Genomic DNA, 12,806 nt, shown 5'->3' with positions numbered 1-12,806 from the left:
GAAACGACGCGTCCGGCCTCCCCGGCGGCCCAACGAAAAAGGAGGGCCAGGCACTGGCGGCCCGCCCTCCCCTTCCTCTTCAAGTCGTGGATCAGCGGCGGGCTTGGCGCCCCGCCCGGACTACCAGCTGGACATCCCCGGTGCGGGCAACTCCACCGTCACGGTGATGCCGGCGACCGCGCCGCGGGCCACCTCCAAGGTGCCACCCATGGACTCCGCCAGCTCCCGGGCCCGGGCCAGCTTGCGGTGCAGCGGCCCCACCAACATGGGTGACAGGAAGACAGCCTGGAGTTCCCGCGAGGACAGCGACGCCCCCGCGACCTCGACCTGGAAGCGGGGCGGCAGGTCCCCGAAGTCGTCAGCGGAATCCACCACCACACGAACACCCTGCCCGTTCGATGCATCCGCCGCGTGCGCCAGCAACAGCAGCAGCACCTGCTGCAGCCGCCGGTGACTAACATTAGCGGGGACCGGATCATCTGGAAGCTCCAGGGAAACCTGCACTCCTCGCAAGCGGCGCGTGACTGAGAGGAGCTCCACGGCGCCACCAACGACCTCCGCGACATCCACCCGGAGTACGTCTGGCGAGTCCACCGACATCAGGCCCGCGGCGCGGCCGTGAACAGGCGCCTGGGGTTGCTCCAGGGCCTGCGTTCCTCCCACAGCGCTCACGATAGCACTCATCCCTCACACCTCCCGCTCGCTGGACTGAGGAAACTCTAACGAGCGGGTCTGACGAACGCCATTTCACTGCGAGAAAGTACGCACAGCCTGCCAGACTTATGACATTACAGCCGCGCAGCATCTTGGCCGTATGAGTGTGCCGTCGCGGCGAATCGCTTCGTAAGACTTGGAAGTGGACTGCTGTCACCTACGACCCACGGACGTCCATTCCGCCAGCCAGAAAACAGCCTGACTGCACAAATCCGATTTGACTGTTCCTCGGAAATCCGTATGATACGGACCTATAGCGATTCGCCGCCTAACGCAGCACCGCTGGAGCAGGGAGGAACAACCGTGCTTGCAATTTCGACGACTGCATCAGGGGTTCCTCAGCACCGGAGAAGGGGGCGCCTGATTATGGAAGGGGGAAACCCGCTCTCCGACCGTCGGTCGGTCGAGTTCCGCAGCCGTGACGCGCTGTTCAACGTGATTCCGCTGCCGCCCGCCGAGGCCGCGCTGGATGATTCGGGCTACTCCCTGCACGGGACGGGCGCGGATGCCATCACTTGCTCCGTGGGCACGCCGGATGGCGCCATTGGCGCGGTGACGCGGCTGAGCCCCACCGTGGTGTGGGTGATGCCCAAGGGTGAGGTGGACACCTCCGACGCGCGCGGCCTGCCTGTCTATCTGACCGGCTGTGGCGTGACGCTGGGCCCCATCCGGGGCGCATTCATCCGCACGGACGCGGAGACGGCCGGGGCCCCGGTGGGGCTGCAGTTGGCGAACGTCTCCCTGGAGCAGGGCCGTCAAATCCTGACACTGTTGGCGGACGCGCTGAAGCGTGGCGTCGCGGAGCCGGCCGCGTCTGCCCTTCCGGTGCAGGACACCATCGACGAGGCCGAGCGCATCCGCGCCATCCTCCTGGCCATCAGCACCGCGGGCAACAAGGGTGTGCTGCGCCGCATGGGCCGCACCGTCCGCCTGGTGCTGGAGCGCTACAACGCGGAGACGGAGCAACTGGAGTGGCACGCCGAGGACCCGGTGACCGACTGGGGCGAGGCGCCCTACGACATCGACGTCATCGGCCACAACAGCGCCTACCGCATGCGCCTGGAGGCGGGAACGCCGGACGGCCAGCGCTTCACGTCGCCGCTGCCCGACGTCCTCTTCCGCATCCGTCACCGCTGGCACCGCCGCTCGCCCGCGCCCGAGGGCGTGCGCGTCACCTTCCACCACCCGCTGTGGCGCGAGCAGGGGGAGATGGAGCGCGCGGTGTTGGACCTGTCCTTCTCCGGCATGTGCATCCGCTGCCGCCCGGAGGACCTGCTGTTCCCGGGCCTGCTGCCGCCCCTGCTCGAGCTCCACACGCCGGACGGCCAGTCCATCAGCCTGCGCGGTGAAATCCGCTACGTCACCAGCGCGCGCGCTGACGGCACCGTGCTGTGTGGACTGAGCGTGTCGCCCTACTCCTCCGACGAGGCGCGCTGGGTGCGCTTCGTCTCCCAGACGACCAATCCCAACACTTGCACCAGTGATGTGCAGGAAGAGGGGCTCTGGGATGTCTTCACGCTGTCTGGCTTCTTCAGCCTGGCGAACAAGTCCTCTCAGGAATTCGACGCGCTGAAGCAAGCCTTCAGCCACATGGCCAAGCGCGCCGCGGAAGTTCCGCAGCTCTTCTGCCAGGCCGTCTGGCCGTCCGAGCGCGGCCCCGAGGCGACGCTGTCCATCATGAAGTCGTACCGGCACACCTGGATGGGGCACCAGGTGGCGAAGCGCCCGGGCAAGCCCGCCATCAAGGGGCTGGAGCCGGGCCGCATCATGCACGACCTGTACGTGCGCTGCTTCGAGCACCCGCAGAGCGACGCCGACTTCCGCTGGGCCGTGGCCTACGTGGAGGGCCTCAACCCGTGGATCGCGCGCGCGCACGTCCGCTACGGCGAGCGCCACATGGCGGCGAACCCGGAGCTGGCCTTCACGCGCAAGGTCCACATGATGGACATCTACACGGCCGAGCTGACGGGCCGGCTGCACGAGGGCATCACCGTCAGCCCCGCCACGTCCGCCGAGCTGACGCTGCTGACGGACCACATCGCCCACTCGCGTCCCTCCTGCTACGTGGAGGCGCTCGACTTCACGCGCGACCGCATCGACATGCGCGCGGTGCAGGGACAGTGGAACACCTTTGGCCTGGAGCGCGAGCGCGAGGTCCTCATCGCGCGCCGCAACGGCGTGGCCCTGGCCGCCGCCGTCCTGGAGCTGGGCCAGCAGGGCACCAACCTCTACAGCCTGCTCGACATGGCACGGCTGTTCCCCCTGAGCGACGCGGGGCCTTCCACCTACGTCGCCCTGGTGGACGCGGCACGCCGTTGGTACGCCGCCCGCCACCGCCGTTCGTTCCACTATCTCTGTGAGGACGACGGTGGGCAGTACGTACAGGAAGCCGGGATTCACGCAGGTCCGGACCCGTACATGTGGATCATCTCCGCGAAGTTGATCCCCGACTATCTCGAACACATCAGTGAAGTCTCCATCGGGCGCCGAAGCGCTCCCAACTCTCGCCAGGGGTAATGAACATGAGCAAGCAACTCGTGGAGGAGCTGTACACGCCGAACCTGACTGCCACCCGTGAGCGCATCAAGACGGATCCCCGGCTGAAGGTGCTGCTGGACGACAAGGCAGACCCCGCGCTCTTCGAGGCCTTCCTCATCACCTGGAACTCGCTGGGCGTCTACATGACGGAGCCGGTGGACGGGTGGATTCGCCGCGCCGGTGAGGCCACCGTGAAGGCGGGCCTGGACGACGTGGGCCAGAAGCTCATCGCCCACGCCAAGCACGAGGCCGGCCACCATCTGATGATGGTCGAGGACACCAAGCACCTGGTGGCCCGGTGGAACGAGCGCCGCAACCCCAAGCTGAACGCCGAGGAGCTCATCGCCCAGCCGCCCACGCAGGCGATGAAGGAGTACCGGGAGATTCACGAGAACACCATCGCCGGTGAGATGCCCGCCGCGCAGGTGGCCATCGAGTACGAAATCGAGGGCCTGTCGACGGTGCTCGGCCCCGTGATTCTCGAGCAGGCCAAGCGCGTCTGTGGCGAGGAGATCCTCCAGGGCATGTCCTTCCTCAAGGAGCACACGGAGATTGACGTGGGTCACACCGCGCTCAACGAGGTGATGCTCAACAAGCTCCTGTCGCAGGTGCCGGACAAGGCGCCCATCATCGCCAAGACGGGCGCCAGCGCGCTCGACATCTACCTGCGCTTCATGGGCGACTGCGTGGAGCGCGCCGGGAAGCTGGTCCAGTCCGCCGCCGCGGCCTGAGCCTCCCCGCCGCCCCACTTCGCGGTCGCAGGGCGCCCCGGCCCGGGCGCCTGTTGTTTTTCCGTTCCCCCGCCTTTCAGCCCGCCCGCCGGACCTCCGCGCCATTCGGGCGTGAGTGAGGGCGGACGCGGCCCTTGAGCGAGCCCAGGAGGTGGCCCCGCTTGCCACCCCCTGCGATGCCGAACACGTAGCGGTCCGGCCGGAGCACCACGAGGTCGGCCGCGTACTGCACGAACCAGGCGCCCAGCCGGCCGTCCAGGTCCACCAGCGTGTCCGGCCCGCCATTTCCCGCGCGGTCCGCCGCGGCCACCTGCCACCAGCGTGCCCCGAGCTCGTCCGCCAGGGCCCGTGCCTCGCGCTGGACCTCCTGGGAGGCGCCTGGACGCGTCAGCACCACGAAGCCCTCCCCCAGGCAGTCATCCAGCAGCGCCGTCTCCCCGTCGGGCCGCTCCACGCGCGGCTGGGGGAAGTAGGAGCCTTCCGGCACGTCCCCCTTCTCGCGTTGGGCGCCGTGCATGAAGCCCCGGCGCAGCGGCATCTGCGGCTTCACCTTGTAGTCGCGGATGAAGTCGCCCGTCACCGGCAGCCGGTACATCACCTGGATGAGCGCGTTGCGGACGCGAGCCATCACCCGCCCGCCCGACATCATCACCCGGCCCATGGCGTCCGAGCCGCGAATCACCTCCGACACGTGGCCACGCCGCTCTTCCTCGTAGGTGTCGAGCAGCGACGCATCCGCCGCGCCCGCGAGCACCAGCCCGAGCTTCCAGGTCAGGTTCGCCGCGTCCCGGAGGCCCGCGCAGAGCCCCTGCCCCAGGAAGGGCGGCATCAGGTGCGCCGCGTCGCCCAGGAGGAACACGCGGCCCACCCGCCACTTCTCTGACATGCGGCTGTGGTACGAGAAGATCTTGACGGAGTCGAGTTCCACCGAATCCGGGTCCAGGTAGTAGCCAATCAGCCGCAGCACGTTCTCGAGCGAGCGCGCCGCCTTCAGGTCCGCATCCGGCTCCAGGATGATGTCGAAGCGAATCTCGTTCGGCGCGGTGCGCGCGATGAATCCCCGGCGCACGGGGCCACACAGGTAGCTGGTGAAGTCGGGCTCGGGTGAGGGCGTCTTCACGGTGATGGCCAGCGAGTGCTCCAGCGCCGTCGTCCCCACGAGATTCAGGCCCAGCCGCCGGCGGATGGAGCTGTGCGAGCCGTCGCACGCGAGCAGGAAGCGCGCGCGCACGTTGACGGCACGCTCCCCCGCGACCTCCTTCACGCGGGCGGTGACGCCGTCTTCGTCCTGGACGAAGGACTCCACCTCGTGGCCCAGCCACAGGTCCACGTGCGGGAAGCGCTTCAGTCCCTGACGAAGCACCGCCTCCATTCGCGGCTGCTGGAAGAAGGCCGCGGGCACGTAGCCGAACGGCCGGTCCAGCCGGGTGAAGTCCACCTCCGCCAACGAGCGCAGCGAGTCATTCAGGTACTGCAGCCGCTTGCACGGATAGAAGCCCGCGCCCAGGTCACCCACCAGCCCCGCGGACTGGAAGATGCGCTGCCCCTCGTCATCCACGCTGATGGCGCGGGACTGGCCATGAGGCGTGACTTCACGCTCCACCACCAGCGTCCGAACCCCCTGCTGTCCCAGGAGATTCGCCGCCATCGCTCCCACCGGACCACTGCCCACGATGATGACATCAACGGACTCCGGAGCCATCTCTCCCTCCCGATGCGAGTACGTGCGCTGAGCTGCCTTTGAGTCATTTCGATATCAAAATCAGCCACGACCTGGAATGTCCTGTTTTCACTCGGAAGCCGGCGTCATTCCCTACCCTCCCCCTGCGTTGTCTCTTCAACCCTTCAACGTCGCGCGTGGAAATCCTTGCATGTTTGAGTTTTGACCTTGGGAGTGAAAGGTTGCAGCCGTATCAGCAATCACGCCGGGGGCGCGGCGCGGACGGCGCAAGAATGTCCACGCGTCCCAGGTCCGCGCAGGAAATGCAGACCCCTCCTCGGCGGGCAGGCGGCCTCGCGGGAACACGACATCCCGGAGTGGCTTTTGAAAGATGGCGACCACGTCCGCGGGTTGAGACGGCGACCCTTGTCGGGAAATCGCCACTGACCGCCCGCGTCAACGCATGGCGTCGTGATTTTCGCGACTTGAAGAGGTCGGATGTGCCCGAACACTGCGGCGCGAAGGAGCACGCACATGGAATGGCTTGAGTTCTCCCGTTGGTCCCCGGAGGTCGAAAAGCAGCTGGCGATGCAGGCGGCCCGACTGGGCACCTTCGAGCACCGGGGCCCGCAGGCCTCCCGTCAGTCCGGGGCTGCCACCACCGTGTCGGCCACCTGCCGGCTGAGCACCGTCCTGCGGCAGTTCCCGCGGACCAATCCCTGGGGCCACCCGACCTCGGAGTGCTGACACAGGGCGCCCGCCCCCCCGTGGGTCAGCGGAGGGCGTGCCGTCTCAAGACGGTGCGCTCGACCTTCCCCATGGCGTTGCGAGGCAGCGCGTCCACCCACACGAAACGCGCGGGCGTCTTGAAGCCCGCCAGGGACTGTCGGCACCACGCCGCCAGTTCCTCTTCCCCGGGGTGCGGCTGCCCCGGGCGCGGCGCGACGAAGGCCACGGGCCGTTCGCCCCAGCGGTCGTCCGGGAAGCCCACCACGGCGGCTTCCTGCACGGCGGGGTGGTTGACGAGTACCGCTTCCACCTCCGCGGGGTAGATGTTCTCCCCACCTCGGACGATGAGGTCCGTGCGGCGTGACAGCACGGTGAGCCGCCCCTCTCCATCCAGCACACCGACGTCCTTCGTGCGCAGCCAGCCGTCGCGAACCGCCTCCTGGGTGGCCTCCGGACGCTGCCAGTACCCGGCCATCACCGTGGGCGCGCGTACTTCGATGTCGCCCTCCGCCCCTGCGCCGAGGACTTCCCCCCCCATGCCGACGATGCGCACCTCGACACCCGGCAACGGGGCGCCAGCGGTGCGGCCGTCCGCGTTGTCCGGGCGCTCGGTCGTGACTTGCGAGCAGGCCTCCGTCAGGCCGTACGTCTGGAGGGCTCGCAGGCCCGCGGCCCTCGCTCGTGCGAGGAGGGGCACGGGCACCGGACCTCCGCCAATCAGCGCCCATGCGAAGGAGTCCGGCATGTGCCGGTCACCTCGGGCGTCCAGCACTCGCTCCAGCGTCGTGGCCACGAGGCTCGCGTGGGACACGCCCTCCCCGTCGATGGCCCGGTTGGCCGCATCGGCGTCAAAGCGTTCATGCAGGACGAGGCAGCCTCCCTCGTAGGCCGTGCGAGTGAGCATGGCGATGCCCCCCACATGGAAGAGCGGCAATGTGCCCAGCCAACGCGGGGCTGGATGCGCCCCCAGGTTGGCCGCCGACGCTCGTGAAGACGCCCGGAAGTTACCTTCGGTGAGGACCGCGCCCTTGGGCCGGCCCGTTGTCCCGCTGGTGAAGAGCACGACCCGGGGCGACGACGCCTCCAGTGGCTGGCACGTGGAAGCCCCCGTGGAGACGGCCTCCGCGAAGGACTCGAGTGGCCGGGCTCCAGGGAGCCGCTCCACCAGGGTTCCCAGCGCCAGGCTCAAACGGGGCTGGATGTCCTCCACCATGGGCGCCAGCTCCGCGGACGTGAGCCGGGCGTTGAGCGGCGCCAACACCGCGCCCAGCCGGCCCAGCGCCCAGAAGAGGCACACGGAGGCGGCGTGGTTCGTCGCGAGCGACGCCACCCTGTCCGAAGCGCCGACGCCCTCCGCCTCGAGTGCGGCAACCCATCGGGAGACTTCCGCATCCAGCGCTTCGTAGGACCAGGAGCGGCCCGCGAACGTCAGGGCCTCCGCCTGGGGCTGATGACGAGCGCCTACTCGAATGGGACACAGCAGGACCGACATTCCGTCACCTTGGGGCTTCATCAACGGAGGCCAATCCATGGGCTCCCATGCGTCGAGCCGTCACACCAGCGACTCGGAGCTCAGTCCGAGCCCCGGGGTGCTCGAGAGGCGAATGACGCCTCGCTGCGGATGGTACGGATGACCTTCCGGCTCCTTCGCCAGCAAGCGCCCAATCGCGAGCCCGGAGGCCAGCGCTCCGGATGGCAGCGCCGCCGCGAGGTGTGCCGCGCCAGCCCGCGCCACCACGCCATCAATGGCGCTGGTGACATAGGCCTGCATTCCGAGCCGCGCCGCGCGCATCGCGACCACGAGGCACGGCAACAGTCCGCCCAGCACCATGGGCTTCAGCACCACCGCGCCTACCGCCGGGCCACCGCCCAGCAACGGATCCACCGTCAGCAGCGCCCGGAGCGCATCGGGAGAAGCCAGGGACTCGTCCGCCGCCACCGTGCAGGGGGCGCGGCGCTGAACACGCCAGAGCGCCGCGAGGTCCTCCGGCGGCGTGGGCTGCTCCACCAACTCCAGGCCGTACCAGCCCAGCCGGTCCAGGGCGCGCTTCGCGTCGGGCTCGGACCAGCCGCCGTTCGCATCCAGCCGGAGCTTCACGTCCGGCCCTACCGCGTCGCGCACAGCCTTCACTCGCGCCTCGTCGGCGTCCAGCGGCCGGCCGGCGACCTTCAGCTTCAACGTGCCGAAGCCCTCGGCCACGGCCTGCCGGGCCTCTTCCGCCAGGGCCTCGGGGGTGTCGGCGCCCAGCAGCGCGTTCACCGCCACTTCCGTCCGCGCCTCCTCCGCCAGCAGCCAGCACAGCGGTACACCCTGGCGTTGCGCGAGCAGGTCCAGCAGCGCCAGCTCCAGCGCGTGTTCCGCGGCCGGCATGGCGCCCACTGGCGTCACCTGACGTGCACGGATGCGCACGCCGTCGCCTCGCGCCACGGCAGGGGGGAACGGCGACAACGTGTCCTCGATGGCTCGGACCGAGTCGCCCAGGAACTGGCCCTTCAGCTCGGACAGCCAGGCGTTCAGCGTCACGCCACAGTCTTCGAGCGACTCGGTGCCGAACGCGGGCAGCGGCATCGCCTCGCCCAGACCTTCGCGCCCCTCCTCGTCGACGACGCGGACGAGGAAGCCTTCTCGCACCGCGAGCACCCCGTGAGACGTCTTCAGGGGCTGGCGCAGCTCCAACCGGAGGGGAATGAGCGAAACCTGGGCAATCCGCATGGCCTCACATCATCGCAGGTAGAGGCCCAACGCGAACAGCACTCCAAACACGAGCTGGAGTCTGGCCGTGGCCCCCAGCGCCGGATTCAGCGCGGCCCCCTCCTGATTCAACACCCGCCGCAACGGGGGGACCGCCAGGGGCAGGCTCAGCAGGGACAGGAACACCCAGGGGCTGGCCAGCTTCAGCGCGTACATCGCGAAGGGCGTGGCATACGACAGCACCAGCAGGAGGAGGTACTCCGCCTTCCCCACGCCCGTGCCGAAACGGACCGCCAGGGTGCGCTTGCCAGCCTTCACGTCCGTCGTCACGTCGCGCAGGTTGTTGACGACGATGAGCATGGTGCCGCTGGCGCCCACGGGCACCGCCGCCCACCACGCCGCGGGGTCCACCGTCCCCGCCTGCACGTAGTAGGTCCCCGTCACCGCTACCAGGCCGAAGAAGATGAAGACGAACACGTCTCCCAGGCCATTGTAGCCCAGGGGAAAGGGACCGCCCGTGTATGCGTAGCCGCACAGCAGCGACGCCAGGCCGATGGCGATGATGGGCCAGCCGCCCACCGCCACCAGGTACAGGCCCACGGCCGTGGCCAGCGCGAAGCACACGCCCGCGCCCGCCAGCACGGTGCCCGGCGCGATGAGGCCACTCTGCGTCACGCGCTGAGGGCCCAGCCGTTCATGCGTGTCGGCGCCCTTCTTGAAGTCGTAGTAGTCGTTGATGAAGTTGGTGCCAATCTGGATGAGCACCGCGCCCAGCAGCGCCGCCAGCGCGGGCAGCAGGCGCCCCACGCCCGAGCCGAACGCGAGCCCCGTGCCCACCAACACCGGCACCAGCGCCGCCGTCAATGTCTTGGGACGCGCCGCCATCACCCAGTGCTTCACCCCGGGACGGGGCTTCACCGACAGCGGGCCCGGCGCCGGAACCGATGTGCTCACGACGCCACCCTTCCCTCGCGCGCGGTCATGGGACTGTCGAACTGCGGGGCCTCGTACCAGGGAGTCTGGAGGAACCCGAGGACTTCACGGGCATAAGCCTCCGGCGCTTCCAGGTGCGGCGCGTGGCCACAGCCTTCGAAGGCGTGGCGCCAGACCACCGGCAGCTCCGTGGCCATGCGGCGGGCGATCTGCGTGAACTTCGAATCCAAAGCGCCCGTCAGCAGCAGCGTGGGCAGCCGCTGGGCATGCAGCTCCGGCCAGAAATCCGGCTGGACGCCCAGCCCCAGACACTCGAGCGCGCCCGCGAGCCCCTCCGCCGTGCAGGCGCGGCGCTGTGAGCGCAGCGCGTCCTTGCGCTCCTGCGGGAGCTGGCGCAGGCCATCGAACAGCGGCAATTGCTCCCAGCGGTCCACGAAGGCGTCCACGCCTCGCGAACGGATGAAGGCCGCCAGCTGTCCGTCCGCCTCACGCCGGGCCGCGCGCTCCTGACGCCGATGCAACCCTGGCGAACCGCTCTCCATGATGAGCCGGCCGAAGCGGTCCGGCGCGCGCACGGCCGCCGCCAGCGCCACGCGTGCCCCCTGCGAATAGCCCAGCAGGTCCACGGGCCCCTGCCCCAGCGAGTCCACCAGCGCGACGAGCGCGTCCACCGTTTCCACGAAGGCCTCACGCCCCCGCTGGTCCGGCAGCGGCGTGGCCCCATGACCGGGGAGGTCCACCGCCACCGCGCGCACGTCGCGGCCCAGGAGCGGACGCAGCCCGTCGAAGGCCCTGCGGCTGCCGGTGAAGCCGTGCAGCAACACGAGCGGCCGGGAGCCCTCACCCCACGTCTCGTAAGCCAGCTTCACGCCCATGGTCCTTCTCCCAGTGAGGCCGCCATTCGAGCGAACAGCCGCCGGTGCTCATCCACATTCGCGTTGCGGTCCACGCGCACTTCCACCAGGTGGAGACCGCCCTCCAGGCCCTCGCGCACGGCCGACCTGAGCGCAACGGGCGTCTCCGGCCGGTGGAGCCGGGCGCCCCCCAGCGCCGCCGCGTGGGACAGGTCCACACCGTGCGGCGTACCGAAGAGCGTCTCGAACGTGTCCCGCGGCGCGACCTGCGCGATGGGGAGGAACGAGAAGATGCCGCCACCATCGTTGTTCACCGCCACCACCGTGAGCGGCACTCGCGTGCGCGACGCGGTGACGAAGGCTCCCACGTCATGCAGCAACGCCAGGTCCCCCGTGAGCAGCACCGCGGGCCGGCCCGCCGCGGCCGCCATGCCGAGCGCGCTGGAGACAATGCCGTCGATTCCGTTCGCCCCTCGATTGGCCAGCACTCGCAGCGGCACCGTGCCCGCCGGAGCGAAGGCGTCCACGTCACGGATGGGCATGCTGCTGGATACGAAGAGCGGCGCGCCCGCGGGAAGCGCCGCTACCACCTCGCGAGCGATACGCGGCTCGGAGAGCACGTCGGGCTGCTCCGCGAACGCGGCCTCCAGCGCCGTGCGCACCCGTTGCTCCGCGGCCAGGAAGCCTCGTGCCCACGGCCCCGCGCCGCGCGCGAGCCCTCGCGTCAGGGCCTCACAGGCCGCCACCGCCGAGCCCTCCACCACCGTGGACGCACGGTGCGCCGGGTCGAACAACCCGCCGCCGTCACTGAAGAGGACGATGTCCGCGCCCGAGCCGTCCAGCCACTGCTGAGGCACCTTCGGCGTGAGCCCGCCCCCGAAGCGCAACACGAGCTCCGGACGGTGCGCCTTCGCGAACGGCGCGTGCCGCAACATCGCGTCGTAATAGGACAGCGTGAGCGGGCCGCCGCCGTAGCGGGCCTGCGAGGTGGACTCGGCCAGCACGGGATATCCCGTGGCCTGCGACAGCGCGCTGATGGCCGCCGCGAATCCATCCATCTCATCGCGCGGCCCGCACACGATGACGCCGCGAGGTGTCTCGGCAATCCGGCGGCGCACCGCGTCCAAGGTGGCCGCGTCCGGCACCGGCTCGGGCGGCACGATGCGCGTCAGCGGCGCACCGGCGCGGCCCGACTTCGCGAGCGCGCTCAGGGATGACTCGGGGAAGGGCTCGGCGATGGGGGCCAGCGGCTCGCGGAACGGGACGTTGAGCTGCACGGTGCCCCGCGGCGCGCGACACGCGGTGGCGACCGCGCGGGCAACGGTGGCACGCATGTGAATCAACACCGCGTCATGCGCCTCGGGCAGACCGAGGTCCGCGTAGAAGCGCGCGTGCTCTCCGAAGAAGCGCGCCTGTGGCACGGTCTGCGGCGCGCCCCAGCCCTGAAGCTCCAGGGGCCGGTCCGCCGTCAGCACCACCAGGGGCACGTGAGACAGCGCGGCCTCGATGACCGCCGGGTAGAAGTGCGCGCCCGCGGTGCCGCTGGTCGCCACCACCACGGCCGGCGCGCGCGACTGCTTCGCGAGCCCCAGGGCGAAGAAGCCCGCGCTGCGCTCGTCGATGACGGACCACGTGCGCAGCCCCTCCGTCCCGGCACAGGCCAGGGCCAGGGGCGATGACCGGGACCCCGGACACACCACCGCGTGACGAACCCCACCGCGCACGAGCTCTTCCAGCAACGCGCGCGCCCACAGCACGTTGAGGTTAGCGTCGGACGACATCCCCGCCTCCCAAGGCCCGCAACATGGCCAGGCTCTTCATCTCCGTCTCCCGCCACTCCGAGTCCGCGTTGGAGCCAGCCACCAGCCCCACGCCGACGAACAGCCGAGCCTTCGCGCCCTTCACGCGCGCCGAGCGCAGCGCCACCATCAGGTGCGCCCGCCCAGGCCCCACCC

The 12,806-nt window shown here is 69.8% G+C and carries 11 protein-coding genes; 3 read left to right on the top strand and 8 right to left on the bottom strand.

Translation table 11 applies throughout. The features are described from left to right. Window positions 1-120 precede the first annotated feature (120 nt). Window positions 121-672, bottom strand: coding sequence for a histidine kinase (locus HNV26_RS06640; protein ID WP_171439660.1), 552 nt, complete (start codon window positions 670-672; stop codon window positions 121-123). Window positions 673-1,080: 408 nt separating this feature from the next. Here HNV26_RS06640 and HNV26_RS06635 point away from each other — a divergent pair, with 408 nt between their 5' ends. Then, window positions 1,081-3,231 carry a hypothetical protein gene (locus HNV26_RS06635; protein WP_253816300.1) on the top strand — a complete coding sequence of 717 codons (2,151 nt, stop codon included), beginning with the start codon at window positions 1,081-1,083 and terminating at the stop codon, window positions 3,229-3,231. A 5-nt stretch (window positions 3,232-3,236) separates the two neighbouring features. Further along, the gene (locus HNV26_RS06630) at window positions 3,237-3,983 is read left to right on the top strand and encodes a hypothetical protein (protein WP_253816299.1); all 747 of its coding nucleotides are present in this window, start codon (window positions 3,237-3,239) and stop codon (window positions 3,981-3,983) included. A 76-nt stretch (window positions 3,984-4,059) separates the two neighbouring features. Here HNV26_RS06630 and HNV26_RS06625 read toward each other — a convergent pair whose 3' ends face one another. Continuing rightward, window positions 4,060-5,685 (bottom strand): bifunctional 3-(3-hydroxy-phenyl)propionate/3-hydroxycinnamic acid hydroxylase, encoded by a 1,626-nt coding sequence (locus HNV26_RS06625; protein WP_171439663.1) that lies wholly within the window; start codon window positions 5,683-5,685, stop codon window positions 4,060-4,062. A gap of 492 nt (window positions 5,686-6,177) precedes the next feature. On the opposite strand from HNV26_RS06625, the gene HNV26_RS06620 reads away from it, so the two are divergent. Further along, complete coding sequence (locus HNV26_RS06620; protein ID WP_171439664.1) at window positions 6,178-6,390, top strand: hypothetical protein; 213 nt, start codon at window positions 6,178-6,180, stop codon at window positions 6,388-6,390. A 25-nt stretch (window positions 6,391-6,415) separates the two neighbouring features. Here HNV26_RS06620 and menE read toward each other — a convergent pair whose 3' ends face one another. The 6 genes from menE to HNV26_RS06590 all read right to left on the bottom strand — a co-directional run. Beyond that, on the bottom strand, window positions 6,416-7,864 hold the full coding sequence (gene menE, locus HNV26_RS06615) for an o-succinylbenzoate--CoA ligase (RefSeq protein ID WP_171439665.1): 1,449 nt from the start codon (window positions 7,862-7,864) through the stop codon (window positions 6,416-6,418). A 60-nt stretch (window positions 7,865-7,924) separates the two neighbouring features. Next, the gene (gene menC, locus HNV26_RS06610; protein WP_171439666.1) at window positions 7,925-9,085 is read right to left on the bottom strand and encodes an o-succinylbenzoate synthase; all 1,161 of its coding nucleotides are present in this window, start codon (window positions 9,083-9,085) and stop codon (window positions 7,925-7,927) included. A 9-nt stretch (window positions 9,086-9,094) separates the two neighbouring features. Then, complete coding sequence (locus HNV26_RS06605) at window positions 9,095-10,018, bottom strand: 1,4-dihydroxy-2-naphthoate polyprenyltransferase (RefSeq protein ID WP_171439667.1); 924 nt, start codon at window positions 10,016-10,018, stop codon at window positions 9,095-9,097. After that, on the bottom strand, window positions 10,015-10,872 hold the full coding sequence (gene menH / locus HNV26_RS06600; RefSeq protein WP_171439668.1) for a 2-succinyl-6-hydroxy-2,4-cyclohexadiene-1-carboxylate synthase: 858 nt from the start codon (window positions 10,870-10,872) through the stop codon (window positions 10,015-10,017). Before menH ends, HNV26_RS06605 begins: the two co-directional genes overlap by 4 nt. Next, window positions 10,863-12,632: a 2-succinyl-5-enolpyruvyl-6-hydroxy-3-cyclohexene-1-carboxylic-acid synthase gene (gene menD, locus HNV26_RS06595; RefSeq protein WP_171439669.1), complete on the bottom strand. Its 1,770-nt coding sequence runs from the start codon at window positions 12,630-12,632 to the stop codon at window positions 10,863-10,865. Before menD ends, menH begins: the two co-directional genes overlap by 10 nt. After that, the coding region (locus HNV26_RS06590; RefSeq protein ID WP_171452779.1) for a chorismate-binding protein at window positions 12,616-12,806 on the bottom strand (191 nt) is incomplete at its 5' end. The genes menD and HNV26_RS06590, both read right to left, overlap by 17 nt.

It is taken from the genome of Myxococcus xanthus (genome assembly GCF_013116825.1).
GTDB lineage: Bacteria > Myxococcota > Myxococcia > Myxococcales > Myxococcaceae > Myxococcus > Myxococcus xanthus_B.
This window is presented reverse-complemented; position numbering and strand designations above follow the sequence as displayed.